Annotated in this window: 19 protein-coding genes; 6 read left to right on the top strand and 13 right to left on the bottom strand. The window is 68.8% G+C overall.

What is annotated here, in order from left to right; genetic code table 11:
• Positions 1-31: 31 nt before the first annotated feature.
• Both AC5Y30_RS15855 and AC5Y30_RS15850 read right to left on the bottom strand, forming a co-directional pair.
• Positions 32-658, bottom strand: a complete 627-nt coding sequence (locus AC5Y30_RS15855; RefSeq protein WP_499919561.1) for a PaaI family thioesterase — start codon at positions 656-658, stop codon at positions 32-34.
• A 36-nt stretch (positions 659-694) separates the two neighbouring features.
• Entirely contained in the window at positions 695-1615 is a 921-nt protein-coding gene (locus tag AC5Y30_RS15850; protein WP_499919560.1) for an aldo/keto reductase, read from the bottom strand.
• 22 nt (positions 1616-1637) lie between these two features.
• On the opposite strand from AC5Y30_RS15850, the gene AC5Y30_RS15845 reads away from it, so the two are divergent.
• Positions 1638-2138, top strand: coding sequence for a DUF1990 domain-containing protein (locus AC5Y30_RS15845; protein WP_499919559.1), 501 nt, complete (start codon positions 1638-1640; stop codon positions 2136-2138).
• 3 nt (positions 2139-2141) lie between these two features.
• Here the strand turns inward: AC5Y30_RS15845 and AC5Y30_RS15840 are convergent, their stop codons facing one another.
• Positions 2142-2591, bottom strand: coding sequence for an Rv2617c family stress response/phage resistance protein (locus AC5Y30_RS15840; protein ID WP_499919558.1), 450 nt, complete (start codon positions 2589-2591; stop codon positions 2142-2144).
• A gap of 96 nt (positions 2592-2687) precedes the next feature.
• Here AC5Y30_RS15840 and AC5Y30_RS15835 point away from each other — a divergent pair, with 96 nt between their 5' ends.
• A complete protein-coding gene (locus AC5Y30_RS15835; RefSeq protein ID WP_499919833.1) occupies positions 2688-3392 on the top strand; it encodes a helix-turn-helix transcriptional regulator in 705 nt (234 codons plus the stop codon).
• Here AC5Y30_RS15835 and AC5Y30_RS15830 read toward each other — a convergent pair.
• The 5 genes from AC5Y30_RS15830 to fdxA form a co-directional block, all read right to left on the bottom strand.
• Positions 3373-4329 carry an NAD(P)H-dependent flavin oxidoreductase gene (locus AC5Y30_RS15830; RefSeq protein WP_499919557.1) on the bottom strand — a complete coding sequence of 319 codons (957 nt, stop codon included), beginning with the start codon at positions 4327-4329 and terminating at the stop codon, positions 3373-3375. The two genes, AC5Y30_RS15835 and AC5Y30_RS15830, sit on opposite strands and share 20 nt — an antisense overlap.
• A gap of 6 nt (positions 4330-4335) precedes the next feature.
• Positions 4336-4680 carry a cupin domain-containing protein gene (locus tag AC5Y30_RS15825; RefSeq protein WP_499919556.1) on the bottom strand — a complete coding sequence of 115 codons (345 nt, stop codon included), beginning with the start codon at positions 4678-4680 and terminating at the stop codon, positions 4336-4338.
• 41 nt (positions 4681-4721) lie between these two features.
• On the bottom strand, positions 4722-5147 hold the full coding sequence (locus AC5Y30_RS15820; protein ID WP_499919555.1) for a hypothetical protein: 426 nt from the start codon (positions 5145-5147) through the stop codon (positions 4722-4724).
• The gene (locus tag AC5Y30_RS15815; protein ID WP_499919832.1) at positions 5144-5764 is read right to left on the bottom strand and encodes a helix-turn-helix transcriptional regulator; all 621 of its coding nucleotides are present in this window, start codon (positions 5762-5764) and stop codon (positions 5144-5146) included. The genes AC5Y30_RS15820 and AC5Y30_RS15815 overlap by 4 nt, the downstream gene beginning before the upstream one ends.
• Before the next feature lie 96 nt (positions 5765-5860).
• Positions 5861-6217, bottom strand: coding sequence for a ferredoxin (gene fdxA / locus AC5Y30_RS15810; protein ID WP_499919554.1), 357 nt, complete (start codon positions 6215-6217; stop codon positions 5861-5863).
• Positions 6218-6353: 136 nt separating this feature from the next.
• Here fdxA and AC5Y30_RS15805 point away from each other — a divergent pair, with 136 nt between their 5' ends.
• The 4 genes from AC5Y30_RS15805 (at position 6354) to AC5Y30_RS15790 (ending at position 8747) form a co-directional block, all read left to right on the top strand.
• On the top strand, positions 6354-7193 hold the full coding sequence (locus tag AC5Y30_RS15805) for a class I SAM-dependent methyltransferase (protein ID WP_499919553.1): 840 nt from the start codon (positions 6354-6356) through the stop codon (positions 7191-7193).
• Between the two features lie 155 nt (positions 7194-7348).
• Positions 7349-7573 (top strand): hypothetical protein, encoded by a 225-nt coding sequence (locus tag AC5Y30_RS15800; protein ID WP_499919831.1) that lies wholly within the window; start codon positions 7349-7351, stop codon positions 7571-7573.
• 158 nt (positions 7574-7731) lie between these two features.
• The gene (locus AC5Y30_RS15795; protein ID WP_499919552.1) at positions 7732-7998 is read left to right on the top strand and encodes an Rv2628 protein family; all 267 of its coding nucleotides are present in this window, start codon (positions 7732-7734) and stop codon (positions 7996-7998) included.
• A 101-nt stretch (positions 7999-8099) separates the two neighbouring features.
• On the top strand, positions 8100-8747 hold the full coding sequence (locus AC5Y30_RS15790; protein ID WP_499919551.1) for a TetR/AcrR family transcriptional regulator: 648 nt from the start codon (positions 8100-8102) through the stop codon (positions 8745-8747).
• Here the strand turns inward: AC5Y30_RS15790 and AC5Y30_RS15785 are convergent.
• The 5 genes from AC5Y30_RS15785 to AC5Y30_RS15765 are packed head-to-tail and all read right to left on the bottom strand — an operon-like array spanning position 8738 to position 12797.
• Positions 8738-9964, bottom strand: coding sequence for a lyase family protein (locus AC5Y30_RS15785; RefSeq protein ID WP_499919550.1), 1227 nt, complete (start codon positions 9962-9964; stop codon positions 8738-8740). The two genes, AC5Y30_RS15790 and AC5Y30_RS15785, sit on opposite strands and share 10 nt — an antisense overlap.
• Positions 9961-10524, bottom strand: coding sequence for a protocatechuate 3,4-dioxygenase subunit alpha (gene pcaG / locus AC5Y30_RS15780; RefSeq protein ID WP_499919549.1), 564 nt, complete (start codon positions 10522-10524; stop codon positions 9961-9963). The genes AC5Y30_RS15785 and pcaG overlap by 4 nt, the downstream gene beginning before the upstream one ends.
• On the bottom strand, positions 10517-11284 hold the full coding sequence (gene pcaH / locus AC5Y30_RS15775) for a protocatechuate 3,4-dioxygenase subunit beta (RefSeq protein WP_499919548.1): 768 nt from the start codon (positions 11282-11284) through the stop codon (positions 10517-10519). Before pcaH ends, pcaG begins: the two co-directional genes overlap by 8 nt.
• Positions 11285-11343: 59 nt before the next feature.
• A complete protein-coding gene (locus tag AC5Y30_RS15770; RefSeq protein ID WP_499919547.1) occupies positions 11344-11829 on the bottom strand; it encodes a hemerythrin domain-containing protein in 486 nt (161 codons plus the stop codon).
• Positions 11826-12797: a Rieske (2Fe-2S) protein gene (locus tag AC5Y30_RS15765; RefSeq protein WP_499919546.1), complete on the bottom strand. Its 972-nt coding sequence runs from the start codon at positions 12795-12797 to the stop codon at positions 11826-11828. Before AC5Y30_RS15765 ends, AC5Y30_RS15770 begins: the two co-directional genes overlap by 4 nt.
• Positions 12798-13039: the final 242 nt, after the last annotated feature.

The raw sequence follows: 13039 nt of genomic DNA, 5'->3' as shown, positions 1-13039 counted from the left end.
TTATGTCTGGGCGCGTCCTGAAAGACCGCGCTTACGGCTGCCCGGGTTTGAGCCGTACGAACAGTGCGTCGGCCTCGGTCAGCAACTGATCGCCGTCGGTCAACCGGCCCGACACGAAGATCTTGCGTCCGTCCACCCGGTCGATGCCCGCGTCGAACTGCAGTTCCTTTTCCACCGGAACGATGTGGCGGTAGTCGATCTTGAGGTATGCGGTGCGCTGCCGCGGGTTGCCGGTGAGAACCGAGGCGGACAACCCGAGGATGGAGTCGAACAGCATGCCCAGCGCGCCGCCGTGCACGGCGCCGTTGCGGCCCAGGTGGAACCGGGCGAAGCGGGCCTGGCCGTGGATTCGGCCGTCCTCACCCTTGCGCGCCGACATCGGGATCGTCAGGATGTTGCCGCGCATCGGCAGGTCCATCCGCCGGCCCGACGGCGACGCCCATTCGTCGGCGTCGAACGGAGCCAGCAGCGCCGACACCTTCTCCACCAAGTCGGCGGCCTCGCTGATGACTTCGTCGGGCGCGTCGGCGGCCCGGGCGTGGTCCTGCAACGAGCGCACGGCGTCGATGAACCTGCCGTAGTCGGGCCCGCCCTTGGTCGTCGGGTCCGGCGGGTTGAATCCGCCGCCGGGGTGTCGCTGGTGTTCGGCCACCACCACACCGTATTGCCCGGCGGCCGCGCTTTCGCGCGGTGGTCAGGCCGGCTGCTGCGCCCCGGCGGCCGACAACGTTTCGAACTCGTCGTCGGACAGCTCGATCGCAGCGGCAGCGACGTTCTCCTCCAGGTGCGCAACCTTGGACGTACCCGGGATCGGCATCATCAACGGCGAGCGTTTCAGCAACCACGCCAGCGCCAACTGTGAGGGCGACGCGTCGTGGTCGGCGGCGATGCGCTGCAGCGGGCCGTCGGGAGCGGCCAGCGGCCCGGCGGCCAGCGGGAACCACGGGATGAACCCGATGCCCTGCTTGGTCGCGGCGTCCAGGAGCGGCTCGGCGCCACGGGCCGTCAGGTTGTACATGTTCTGCACCGACACGATGTCGGTGATACGCCGGGCCGCGTTCAGCTGCTCGACGTCGATCTCGGACAGGCCGATGTGGCGGATCTTGCCCTCGCTTTTCAGGGTGAGCAGCTCGCCCACCTGATCTTCCAGCGGGAAGTTCTTGTCGATGCGGTGCAGCTGGAACAGGTCGATGGTGTCCACGCCCAGCCGGCGCAGGCTCATCTCGCATTCCTGGCGCAGGTAGCTCGGGTTGCCCAACGGAATCCAGACGTCCGGGCCGGTGCGCAGCAGGCCCGCCTTGGTCGCGATCACCAGACCGTCGTAGGGGTGCAGCGCCTCGCGAATGATCTCCTCGGAGACGTAGGGGCCGTAGGAGTCGGCGGTGTCGATGAAGTTCACCCCGAGTTCGACGGCCCGGCGCAGCACCCGGACGCATTCGTCGCGGTCGTCGGGCGGGCCCCATACGCCCTTCGCCGTCAGGCGCATGGCGCCGAAGCCGAGTCGGTTGACGGTCAGGTCGCCGCCGATGGTGAATGTCCCGGATGCCCCTGCAACAGTTTTCGAGTTTTCTGCGGTCACATCTACCGACCGTACGCGCCGAATGCGGCGGCGCATCTCGGCGTGGCAAGCTGAGGACGTGGACCTGCGAACGCTCGAGGAACTCCCCCTGACCTACGCGGAAGTGGGTGCGACGGCTTCCGGCGATCTGCCCGCCGGATACGACCATCAGCACGCAGAGCGCCAAATCGGCACGGGCCGGCAGCGTTTCGAGCAAGCCGCGGCGGCCGTCATGCGCTGGGGCATGCAGCGCGGATCCGGGCTGCGGGTGCAGGCCAGCTCCGAGGTCGCCGTCGTCGACGCGGTCGTCGTGGTGAAGATGGGTTTTCTGCCGGCGCCGTGTCGCGTCGTCTACGTCGTCGACGAGCCCGACATCCGTGGCTTCGGCTACGGCACCCTGCCGGGCCATCCGGAGTCCGGCGAGGAACGCTTCGTGGTTCGTCGCGACCCGGTGTCCGACGCGGTCTACGCGGAGGTATCCGCCTTCTCCCGGCCCGCGACCTGGTGGAGCAAGGCCGGCGGGCCGGTGGTGAAGGTGGGTCAGCGCCTCATCGCCAGGCGCTACCTGCGCGCGGTCTGAGCGCTAGCGCGCCGCCACTCCCACGGTGCCGCTGTGCACACCCTGCGCCAGCCGGGCCAGCGCCACGGCGCCGACGAACAATCCGAAGTCGCGCAGGGCGACGTCGTAGAAGCCGGGACCGGTGACCAGGTCGATGATGATGCCGATCAGCCATGCCGCGACCACCCAGGCGCCCAACCGCGGGACCACCGCCACCAGCACCCCCGCGACGATCTCGATGATGCCCACCAGGTACATGCACTGATCGGCCGTCCCGGGTACCAGGCCATCGATCCAGCCGGCCAGGTACATGCTCCAGTGGTGTGGATGGGTGAGCAGGTTGAAGAACTTGTCGAGCCCCATCACGATCGGCGCGATCGTGAAGACCGTGCGAAGCGCGAGGTACGCCGAGTACGCGGGATCCCTCAATTGGTCGGCGAGGGCCGGTGCCGCGTTCACTTGCTTGATGCTCATAGCTGCCTCCATTTCTAACGGATAATAATTTGAACGTTAGATCCAGTAGACTGTAGCGTCAAGCATTTTGTCCGTTAGAAAATGGCGGTGGACGACGTGGACGACCAGGAGGCTTTGCTGCGGGACGCCGCGGGCATCGGCGCACTCGCCGATCCCGTGCGTCGACAGCTCTATCAGTTCGTGTGCGCGCAACCGGTGCCCGTCAGCCGGGACCAGGCGGGCGAGGCCGTCGGAATTCCGCACCACCAGGCCAAGTTTCACCTGGACCGGCTCACCGCCGAGGGCCTGCTCGAGTCCGATTACGCTCGCGTGACCGGCCGCTCCGGCCCCGGCGCCGGACGCACCTCCAAGCTGTATCGCCGGGCCCGCCGCGACATCGCGGTCAGCCTGCCCCAGCGGGAGTACGAGTTGGCCGGGCGTTTGATGGCGACGGCCATCGCGCGCTCGGCCGGGACGGGCGAGCCGGTCGCCGAGATCCTGAATCGTGTCGCCCGCGAGTACGGCCACGAGATCGGTACCACTGTGGGGTCCTCCCCCCCGAAAGACGCCGACGCCGCGCTGCAGCGCGCGGTCCGGGTGCTGCGCCGATACGGCTACGAGCCGCGGGTCTCCGAGCGCGAGGTCGAGCTCGCCAACTGCCCGTTCCACGCACTGGCACAAGAGCAGACGGAGCTGGCCTGCAACATGAACCACGCGCTGATCACCGGTGTGGCCGATGCGCTCGCACCGTACGGTCCCGACGCACGCCTGTGCCCCGGCCGGGACCGGTGTTGCGTCGTGCTCACGGCCGGTCGCCGGTAGTTCCCCAGCGGGACAGCAATTCCTCGGCGCCCGTGCACATCTCGTCGATGACGTCGGCCACCGATGCGTCGTTGTGGATCATCCCGACGCCCTGGCCGGCATCCACGGGCGCGATTCGGCAGTCCCCGGCGGCGATCGCGGCGGCCAGCTCGTCGCAGGCGCCCGCATCCAGTGCCTCCTCGTGACCCGTCCAGTGCTCGACGAAGTCGTTGGCCAACACCCGCGACGGGAACCGCGCCGGCCAGGGCAGCCCCTTGGCGACGTCGAAGACCCGGGTGACGGCGGTGTCGGTTTCGGTGGCGGTGACCAGGGCCCGACGGCCGGTGTCGCCGGTCAGCGCTTCCGGACACGCCGACAAGCGGGTGCCCACCCACGCCCCGCTGGCCCCGGCGGCCAGCACCGCGGCCAGGCTGCGCGCCGAGGCGACCCCGCCGCCGGCCAGCACCGGCACCGAGACGGCATCCAAAACGGCGTCCAGCAGCGGCAGCAGCCCGAGCTTGTCCTCGCCGTGGCCGCCGCCCTCGGACCCGCGCGCGACCAGGATGTCGACGCCGGCGTCGACGGCCCGCCGGGCCCCGGCGCTGTCGTAAACCTGTGTGACCGTGGGGATTCCGGCGTCATGCGCCTTGGCGACCCACGAAAACTCGGTGCCGAAACTGACCGACAACAGGGCGGGCCTCGCGGCCAGCGCATCCTCGAGCAGTCCGGACTCGTTGCGCATCACCCAGTCGACCATGCCGATGCCGAACCGCCCGTCGACGTGCTGCAGCTGCTCGGCGAGCAGCTGCCTGGTCGCGACGCTGCCCATGCCGACCATGCCGAGCCCGCCGGCCGCCGTCACGGCCGCGGCCAGCCGGCCGCCGGCGACCCCGCCCATCGGCGCGTTGACGACGGGGACCCGCAGACCGAAACTCTTGGACCAGGGCGTCGACAACATCGGCGGCTAGTGCGCCGAGGGGATGGTCTTCAGCACGGTCAGCAAAACCACGGAATCCTCGACCGCGTGCAGGGCGTGCCGTTCGGCGGGGATCGCGACGTACTCCCCGGCCTTGCCGTCCCAGGCGTCGCCGCTGGTGGTCAGGCGGACGCGACCCTGCAGCACCTGCAGCGTCGCCTCACCGGGGCTGTCGTGTTCGGACAGGTCGTGACCGGCCAGCAGAGCCAGCACGGTCTGGCGAAGCTCGTGGGTGTGGCCGCCGTGGATGGTGTGGGCGGCACGTCCGCTGTGCGATTGCTTGGCCTCGGCGATCTTTTCGGACGAGAGGTCGGTCAGCGAGATGGAATCCATAGTGGTCCTTCGAAGTTGCAAGGCCGCACGGCCTTGAGGATTTAACCGCTCAGTAGCAGTATCCCCGCCGCGATGAGTCCGATGACCTTGACCGCCTCCAGCGCGACGTAGGCGTAGTGGGCGCGGGAGCGCGGGCCCTCCGACCCCGCGAGCACCCGGTCGGCGCGACGGGTCAGCGCCGGGCGCACCGCGACCAGCTGGATCGCCAGTGCGGCCACGGCGACGGCGATCGCCACCGCGATGCCGGCCCGGGTCGGACCGGCGACCACGATAGCGCCGATGACGAGGGCGAACGCCACTTCGACGGTGTTGAGCGCGCGAAAGACCAGCCGGCCGATGCCGAGCCCGATCTGCAACGTCACGTCGGGAGCCCGGAATTTCAGTGGGGTTTCCAGGAAGGAGATGGCCAGCACCATGCCGAGCCAGACGAAGGTCAGCGCAATGGCAATAGCTGTGCCGGTGCTCATTTGACCGCCAGCGTCAGGTGAGCCAGGCACAGGTCCGGCTCGACGAACGGGTCGAGCCGGTCCACCGAGACCGGCGCACCCCAGGTTTCCATCGCTCCCTGCATGAGGCCCAGATGCACCGGACAGACGACACTCGAGGAGTTTTCGGCCAACTCCAGGAAGGGGCAGTGCCGCAAGCCGACCTGGTGCTCTCCGTTGCTGATCCGACGCTCGGGGGCGAAGCCGAGCTCATCGAGCACATCGAGCAGGCGGGCGATCGCCTCTTCGGCGCCGTCGGGGTTCTCAGACACCGGGTGCAAATCGGCATCCATCTTCTGCCCCCAGGCGCGGCCCGCGGCCAGGGCTTTGGGGCCGGGATCGCGCTCCGCGGCGAAACCCATGGCCAGGATCTCGGCCAGCAGCCGATAGTGCCGCGTTCCGCCGCGATCCATCTGCCGGACCGCGCGGAACATCAGCGGTGGACGCCCAGGACCCTTCCTATCCAGCTCGACATGTTCCACCTGGCCGTCGGCAACCAGGCTGTCGAGGTGGAAGCGGACGGTGTTGGGGTGCACACCCAGTGCGTCGGCGATCCCGGCGATGCTCATCGGATCCGGCGCGGCCCGCAGCAGCCGCATCACAGCGCGCCGCCGGCCGGCCGATTCCCCGGTCGACGAGTCGCGAGACTTCTGCGAATTCTCGGATTTCACAGGGGCCCTCCCGGTCCTTGTCCTTCACGCCCCGTCTGCCTGGGCGGCACTTGGCTGGCCCGCCACCAAAGGTGTGTCGACACCGAGCGGACCGACCTTTCCCGCGCCGCCCGGGGAACCCAGCGGGGCATCGCGACCCGGGAGCGTTTCAGCGAAGAATGCCTCATTGTCGGCCAGGTGGGGTTTGAACTCCTCGGGCAGGTCATCTTCGTAGTAAATCGCTTCCACCGGACAAACCGGTTCACACGCGCCGCAATCGACGCATTCGTCGGGATGAATGTAGAGCGCCCGGCCGCCTTCGTAGATGCAATCCACCGGGCATTCATCGACACAAGCGCGGTCCATCACATCGACGCACGGCTTCCCGATCACATAGGTCATGCGCTAGAGTTTACACAACACCACTTGTGAAAACCAGAGCGGAGGCCGGAGAACCCATGCCCGCCAACGAACTTGACGTCAGCCAACGGCGCAAGCCGGACAAGCACCCGAAAACCGCTGTGCGGCAGGAGATCTGATGCAGGGACATCGAGCAGGATCCGAACTTCCGCTACCGTCCTCCAGCCGCGCCGACGACGCGGTCGCCGGCCATTGGCTGCTGGCCCGGCTGGGCAAGCGCGTGCTGCGCCCCGGCGGTGTCGAGATGACCCGCACCCTGCTGTCCCACGCGAAGCTGAGCGGAGCCGACGTCGTCGAGCTGGCCCCGGGCCTGGGCCGCACCGCCGCCGAGATCGTGGCCCAGGGGCCGCGGTCGTACGTCGGCGCCGAGGGCGACCCCGACGCGGCCAACGTGGTGCGCGGCGTGCTCACCGATCTCGGTGCGCAAAACGCGGCCGTCCGGGTCGCCGACGCGGCCGCCACCGGATTGCCCGACGCCAGCAGCGACGTCGTCATCGGAGAGGCGATGCTGAGCATGCAGGGCGACGCGGGCAAGGGGGCCATCGTCGCCGAGGCGGCGCGGGTGCTGCGGCCGGGCGGACGCTACGCGATCCACGAACTGGCCCTCACGCCGGACGACGTGCCGGAAGAGATCAGCACCGACATCCGGCAGGCGCTCGCCCGGGCGATCAAGGTGAACGCGCGTCCATTAACGGTTGCGGAGTGGTCGAAACTGCTCGCCGAGCACGGACTGCTGGTCGATCACGTCGCGACAGCGCCCATGGCCCTGCTGCAGCCGCGCCGGCTCGTGTCCGACGAAGGGTTCGCCGGTGCGCTGCGCTTCGCCGGCAACGTGCTCGTGCACCGCGACGCCCGCAAGCGGGTGCTGACCATGCGCCGCACGTTCCGCAGGCATCGCAAGCGGCTGGCCGCCGTCGCCATCGTCGCCCACAAACCGGCGGCATCCGGCACCGCCTGACAGCGCTTTGACCTTTGCCTTCGCCCCGTCGCCGACTTTGGGCCCGTTCCGCAATCTGGGTGTGACGGTTTAGTGATGCCCCCTGGCAACACTTGGCTGCGGCAGTCGCGGGAGAACAAAGGAGCTTGCCGGTTATGGGTGCAATGCCACCGTCGTTGACGGAGTCCGACCTCGATGCGTTGGCGTCGGATTTCCTGCAGTCGCACTACCTCGGTTCCCGCTACGCCGACTGGTCACCGGATCGACGGCTCGACACGTTCCTGCGGCGGCGCGGTCTCGTCCGGGTGGCCAACGACGGCGACCTGTCCCACAACGTCCTGGAACGCATCATGTCCCGCGGCCGCGCCGGCGCGGCGCTGATCGGGCCGTTTGTTCCATAGCACCAGGTGAGCGATCGGATGACCAAAGATCTCGAAAAACCGGCATTTCACACAGCGGAAATACCGGCCATGGCATTGGTACGGACGTACGATTGTGCCTTGAAGTTGTACGCGCCGCCGGGGCCGGATGAGTCGTTGAGGCTAGCGGGGAGGGGACGATGAATTCACCGAAATGGACGGTTCATTGGCCGCAGCGCAGACCGACGGCCACGATCTATCAGTTGACCGACAGGCTCCACAAAGGGCACATGGCCCGCGTTCCCGCGCACCAGATCACGGCGACGGTAGCGTCCTGGCTGGCCGACCTGGGCGCCGCCGACAGCCCGCTGGTCGACGAACTCGAGCGCGCCGTCTGTGGCGGCGACTGGGCCGCCGCGCACGCGCTGGGCGAGTGCTTGTCCATCGAGATCGCGGTGGCCGACTGACGAAGTCGCCGTCCAGCAAAGCGTCGTTCTTCATCGGCATTCTTGCTGGTTTTCATCAACAGTTTTGTTGACGTATATCGACGTGCCCAACAGTAACGGGCGTGTCCGACCTCCCGACACAAACCAAATACCTGCAGGCCTCGCGCGGCCGGCGCGCGTCGCACTACTCCGGTGACGACCGGGAGAAGGCCATCCTCGCCACGGCCGAGCGGCTGTTGCAGGAAAGGCCGCTGGGCGACTTTTCCGTCGACGACCTAGCAAAAGGCGCCGGGATCTCGCGGCCCACCTTCTACTTCTATTTCCGGTCGAAGAACGCGGTCGTGCTGTCGCTGCTCGACCAGATGAACAGCACGGCGCAGGCGGCGCTGGGGGCGCTCGACGTCCTGTCCGCCGGTGACCCCGAGGCGATCTGGCGGGCGCGTATCGAGTCGTTCTTCGCGGTGTCCGGGTCGCACCCGGCGGTCGCCGTCGCGGGTGCGGCGGCCAAAGCGACCAACCCGGAGGTGCGGCAGCTGTGGTCCGCGCTGATGAGCAAGTGGATCTCCTACACCACCATCGCGATCAAGGCCGAGCGCGGTCGTGGCGCCGCCCCCGACACGATCCCGGCCGCGGAGTTATCGGTGGCGCTGAACATGCTGAGCGAGCGGATGATGACCGCGACGTTCACCGCCGACGATCATGCGATGCCGGAAGACCGGGCGATCGACACCCTGCTGCACATCTGGCTGGCGAGCATTTATCAGCGCTGAGCGAGCGCCCGCGCCCCGCGGCTCAGGCTCGCGTCGATCAGCTTGTCGGCTGCACCGAGGTAGGCGGATGACGGCTGTTTGCCGACCAGCTCGGCGATCGCGCGCTGCTCTCCGGAAACCTCTGCGGCGGACAGGTTTTCGGCCATCCGCTGCGCGTGCACTCTCAACCCGGCCAGCAGCTCGCCACTTTCCGATCCCGCGACGACGGTGCGGCGGGCCAGCGTGCGCAGCGTGTCCCATTCGGCGTGCCAGGCCCCGTCGGGCCGCTCGTCGTTGGCCAGCGCCGCCGCCGTGTGCAGCGTCGCGGCCAATGGCGGCGCCGCGATGGCGGCCCGGCGGATCAAGATGGACAACACCGGGTTTCGCTTGTGCGGCATCGACGACGAGCCGCCGCGGTCGGCGGTTACCGGCTCGCCGAGCTCGGCGATCTCCGGGCGCGCCAGGGTGACGACGTCGGAGGCGATGCGGCCCCATGCGTCGGTGCAGCCGACGAAGGCGTCGGCGGCCGCGGTGATGGTCGCGCGGGCGGTATGCCACGCGGGCCGGTCATGCAGGCCCAATGCGGTTGCGGCGTTGTGCACAAGCCGCAGCGCGACGCCGGCCGCGTCGGTCGTGTCGGTGAGCAACGTCGCCAGCTCCGCGGTAGCGGCCAATGTGCCGGCGGCGCCGCCGATTTGGACCGGTATGCTCAGCGCCGCCACCCGCTCGAACGCGTCGACGACGCCGGTGAGCCAGCCGGCGGCCTTGACGCCGAAGGTGCTGGGCGCGGCGTGCTGGGTGAGGGTGCGGGCCACCATCGGCGTGGCCCGGTGTTCGGTCGCGAGTGCGGACAGGATGGAGATCTGTTGCCTCAGCTCGGTTGTCAGGTCGTCGGCGACCGCGCGCACCGCCAGCATCAGGCTCGTGTCCAGGACGTCCTGGCTGGTGAGCCCCCGGTGGATCCAGGGCGCGAGGCGCGACTCGGCCCGCTGCCGCAGCAGCTGCACCAGGGGAATCACCGGGCTACCGCCGCCCTCGGCGGCGACCGCGATCAACTCGCAGTCGTTGTGCGTGACCAGATTCCACAGCCCCGCTTCGGCGCAGTCGGCGGGTGCCAGACCGGCGGCCGCCAGCGCGTCCAGCCACGCGCACTCCACCGCGATCATCGATCCCAGCAGCGCCTCGTCGGTCATGTGCTCGCCGGCCCGATGGTCTCCGGGCCACAACATGTTGCTCATCGCGGGCCTTCTGAGTACGCCAGGAACACGGTTTCGTCCGGGCCCTGCAGACGGATGTCGAAACGGTAAGCGGCGCCGTCGTTTTCGGCGGAGCACAGCAAGGCGGCTCGGCGCTCGGAGGCGACCGCCGCCAGCAGCGGATCGGAGTGCGGCTCGGCGCCGGGCAGGTACGCCCGGGTGAACAGCCGGTCCAGCAGTCCCCGGGCGAACACCGTCAACGCGAAAAACGGTGGCCGCCCCGCGGTCGCCGATCCGGGCGCCAGGGTGGTGAACGAGTAGCGTCCGGCGGCGTCGGTCGCGCAGCGCCCCCAGCCGGTGAACACAGTGGGGTCGCGGCGCAGCGAACCGGCTTGGCGCGCAACGTCACCCGCGCTGTCGGGTTGCCAGAGTTCCACCAGCGCGTCCTCGACCGCGACCCCGGCGCCGTCGAACACCGTGCCGTGCAGCCGGATCGCCTGCGGATGCCGCGGGTCGACAATCACGCTGTCACCGGCAAACGGCAGCCCCAGGTCGAGGAATGGCCCGACGGTTTGCCCTGGCGTGCAAGCCGATTCAGTCATGTTCACACTCGGTCGGAGTTCGCGCGCCGCCGGCCAGCACGATGTCCCACCGGTACCCGGTCGCGTAGTCCGGCTCGGTCAGGTCGTGGTCGTAGCGAGCGATCAGCCGGCTGCGCGCGGCGGGATCGAGGATCGACTGAACGATCGGGTCCAGCTCGAACATCGGATCACCCGGAAAGTACATCTGGGTGACCAGGCGCTGCGGGAAAGCGGTTCCGAAGACGGAGAAGTGGATGTGCGCCGGCCGCCACGCATTGTGGTGGTTGCGCCACGGGTAGGGGCCGGGCTTGACGGTCAGGAAGCGGTAGCCGCCGTCCGGCCCGGTCAGGCAGCGGCCCGCGCCGGTGAAGTTCGGGTCGAGCGGCGCGCGATGCTGGTCACGCTGGTGACGGTAGCGCCCGGCGGCGTTGGCTTGCCAGATCTCCACCAGCTGGCCCGCGACCGGGCGGCCGGATTCGTCGACCACCCGCCCTGCCACGACGACGCGCTCCCCGATCGGCTCGCCGGGATGACCGGCCGTCAGGTCGGCATCGAGTGGGTCGACGTCCCGGTGGCCGAAGCACGGCGCCCAGCGTTCGACGCCCTCGGGGTCGACGACGACCAGCGGCCGCTGTGGATGGCGCAGGACCGAGCTGCGGTACGGCGGATAGTCGAGCCGCGGCCGCTCGCGTTGCGCGACTCCCCCAGCCTGGTATTGCGCTGCGATGCGGGCGATCTCCGCCGTGATGTCACCCTGAGTGGCGACACGCTCGGGGTTCATGTGCCGTGAGGCTACTCCCGGTGGCCCACCGAATCCCGTAAGCGGACCATGTTTTCGGGCTAGAGGGAGCGCACCAGCGCCGCGCGCCCCTTGGTGCGCATCTTGTAGGTTGCCGAGCCGCGGTATTGCTCCATCCTCGCGGCCATCTTGTTGCCCAGCGCTTCGAGCTCCTCGTCGGTGATCTGCACCTCCGGCGGGGCCGGAATCATGTCGCGTTCCTCTTCGTCGGCGTGGGCTTCCAGCACCGTCTTGAAGGAGTTCCACTCGTCCTCATAGCCGGGCGAGCTCTGCGGGGTCCGCAACAGCACCGAAAGCTGGTCGACCACCTGGCGATGCTCGGCATGGGCGATCGCGATCAGCTTGCTGGCATCTTTGAGCGCCGGGTAGTACAGGTCGTCCTCGATGCGAAAGTGGATGTCGAGCTCGATCAGCAGCTCGTCGAAAAGCTCGTGGCGCTCTTCGGAATTCACCGGTGCATCGCTGATCTTGCGGCCCAGGCCCTTGATCACGATGTGGTGTTCCTTGAGCACGTCGTAGGCGTTCACTTGGCTCCTCCTTTTGCGATTCCTGCCGCGCCGCCGGGAGCGTGCTGCCGCTCGCCACGAACTTCGACCACTCCGTCGACCAACCGGGCCTCGTAGCACGGCAGCGGCGCCGCTGCCGGGCCGCGCACGACTTCGCCGGAGTCGGCGGCGAACCAGGAACCGTGCCATGGGCACACCAGCCGGCCCCGGTCCAGCCAGCCGTCGGCCATCGGCGCGGCCAGGTGCGGGCAGAATTCCCCGTACGCCGCGACCTCACCGGGGTTGGTCTGACAGACCACCAGGCCCACTCCGTCGACCTCCACGCGTACCGGCTTGCCGTTCAACGAACTCGCGGGCAGCACCGGCGTCCAGCTGGAGGTGCGCAGGCGCGGCCCCGATTGGTCGATGCCGATGCCCGACTCGAACACCAGCGCACCACCGAGGTAGCTGCCGGCGACCGTGATCCCGTAGCCGAGAGCGGTCAGCAGGATGCCCCGCCCGTGGCGACCCTTGCGCCGGTCCCACCAGGACTGCAGGTACAGCCCGGTGGCGGCCACGTTCACCAGGCCGTGCACCGCGCCGATTCGGCGGTCCTCCTCGTGGGTGTGCTGCCAGTCGGTGACACCGGTGACGGCCGAGCCGAGGCTCGCCAGGATGCCCACCCCGAGGGAGCGGGAAGCGAATCGTGAGGCGTCGACGACCTCGGATGCGGGCTGACCGGGCAGCAGGCTGAGCGCGTCGAGCGCCACCGTCGTCCCCAGCGCGCCGCTGGTCAGGGACGCCAGGGGCGGGTGCACCGGGTGACCCAGCCAGACACCGTTGAGCGCGTTCGCGACGGTGTTCCGCGCGCCGCCGAGCCCGTTGTAGGCGAAGCTGAGCAGGTGTTCGAACCGATAGCTCGGCCGATCAAGCCATTCCTGGCGCCCGATGACGGCCAGAACCTTCGATCCGACCTGCTGCAATCGACCCCCTCGTGGCCGACCCACCATGGCACCAGTCCCTTCCTCAGATCAGCGGAAAACTACGATTAATTACCGTAAAACCGGATGTTTACCCCTCGTTTACTCCGCTCTCACGGTACCAGGGCGGCCGCCCCGACCCACCGTAACCGCGGGCCTGCGCCATTCGATTGCGTGGAACCTGTGAATCAGCACCAAGCATCCTTTGAGACACCTGCGGACGCGCCTGCCAGGTGATTGACCGGCGCCCCAGAGTGCGGGATTCTACTGAG

Source organism: Mycobacterium sp. NGS27, from assembly GCF_059813005.1.
The sequence above is the reverse complement of the archived record's forward strand: the minus strand, read 5'-3'. Positions and strand labels throughout refer to the sequence as shown.

What these genes read in the sequence shown, in the direction of transcription:
- AC5Y30_RS15815 (WP_499919832.1), bottom strand. Translation starts at nt 5,764, where the DNA reads ATGCGGCTGCTGCGGGCCGCGCCGGATCCGATGAGCATCGCCGGGATC.
- pcaG (WP_499919549.1), bottom strand. Translation starts at nt 10,524, where the DNA reads ATGACTGAATCGGCTTGCACGCCAGGGCAAACCGTCGGGCCATTCCTC.
- AC5Y30_RS15840 (WP_499919558.1), bottom strand. Translation starts at nt 2,591, where the DNA reads ATGAGCATCAAGCAAGTGAACGCGGCACCGGCCCTCGCCGACCAATTG.
- AC5Y30_RS15795 (WP_499919552.1), top strand. Translation starts at nt 7,732, where the DNA reads ATGAATTCACCGAAATGGACGGTTCATTGGCCGCAGCGCAGACCGACG.
- AC5Y30_RS15820 (WP_499919555.1), bottom strand. Translation starts at nt 5,147, where the DNA reads ATGAGCACCGGCACAGCTATTGCCATTGCGCTGACCTTCGTCTGGCTC.
- AC5Y30_RS15825 (WP_499919556.1), bottom strand. Translation starts at nt 4,680, where the DNA reads ATGGATTCCATCTCGCTGACCGACCTCTCGTCCGAAAAGATCGCCGAG.
- AC5Y30_RS15805 (WP_499919553.1), top strand. Translation starts at nt 6,354, where the DNA reads ATGCAGGGACATCGAGCAGGATCCGAACTTCCGCTACCGTCCTCCAGC.
- pcaH (WP_499919548.1), bottom strand. Translation starts at nt 11,284, where the DNA reads ATGAACCCCGAGCGTGTCGCCACTCAGGGTGACATCACGGCGGAGATC.
- AC5Y30_RS15765 (WP_499919546.1), bottom strand. Translation starts at nt 12,797, where the DNA reads ATGGTGGGTCGGCCACGAGGGGGTCGATTGCAGCAGGTCGGATCGAAG.
- AC5Y30_RS15850 (WP_499919560.1), bottom strand. Translation starts at nt 1,615, where the DNA reads ATGCGCCGCCGCATTCGGCGCGTACGGTCGGTAGATGTGACCGCAGAA.
- fdxA (WP_499919554.1), bottom strand. Translation starts at nt 6,217, where the DNA reads ATGACCTATGTGATCGGGAAGCCGTGCGTCGATGTGATGGACCGCGCT.
- AC5Y30_RS15830 (WP_499919557.1), bottom strand. Translation starts at nt 4,329, where the DNA reads ATGTTGTCGACGCCCTGGTCCAAGAGTTTCGGTCTGCGGGTCCCCGTC.
- AC5Y30_RS15785 (WP_499919550.1), bottom strand. Translation starts at nt 9,964, where the DNA reads ATGAGCAACATGTTGTGGCCCGGAGACCATCGGGCCGGCGAGCACATG.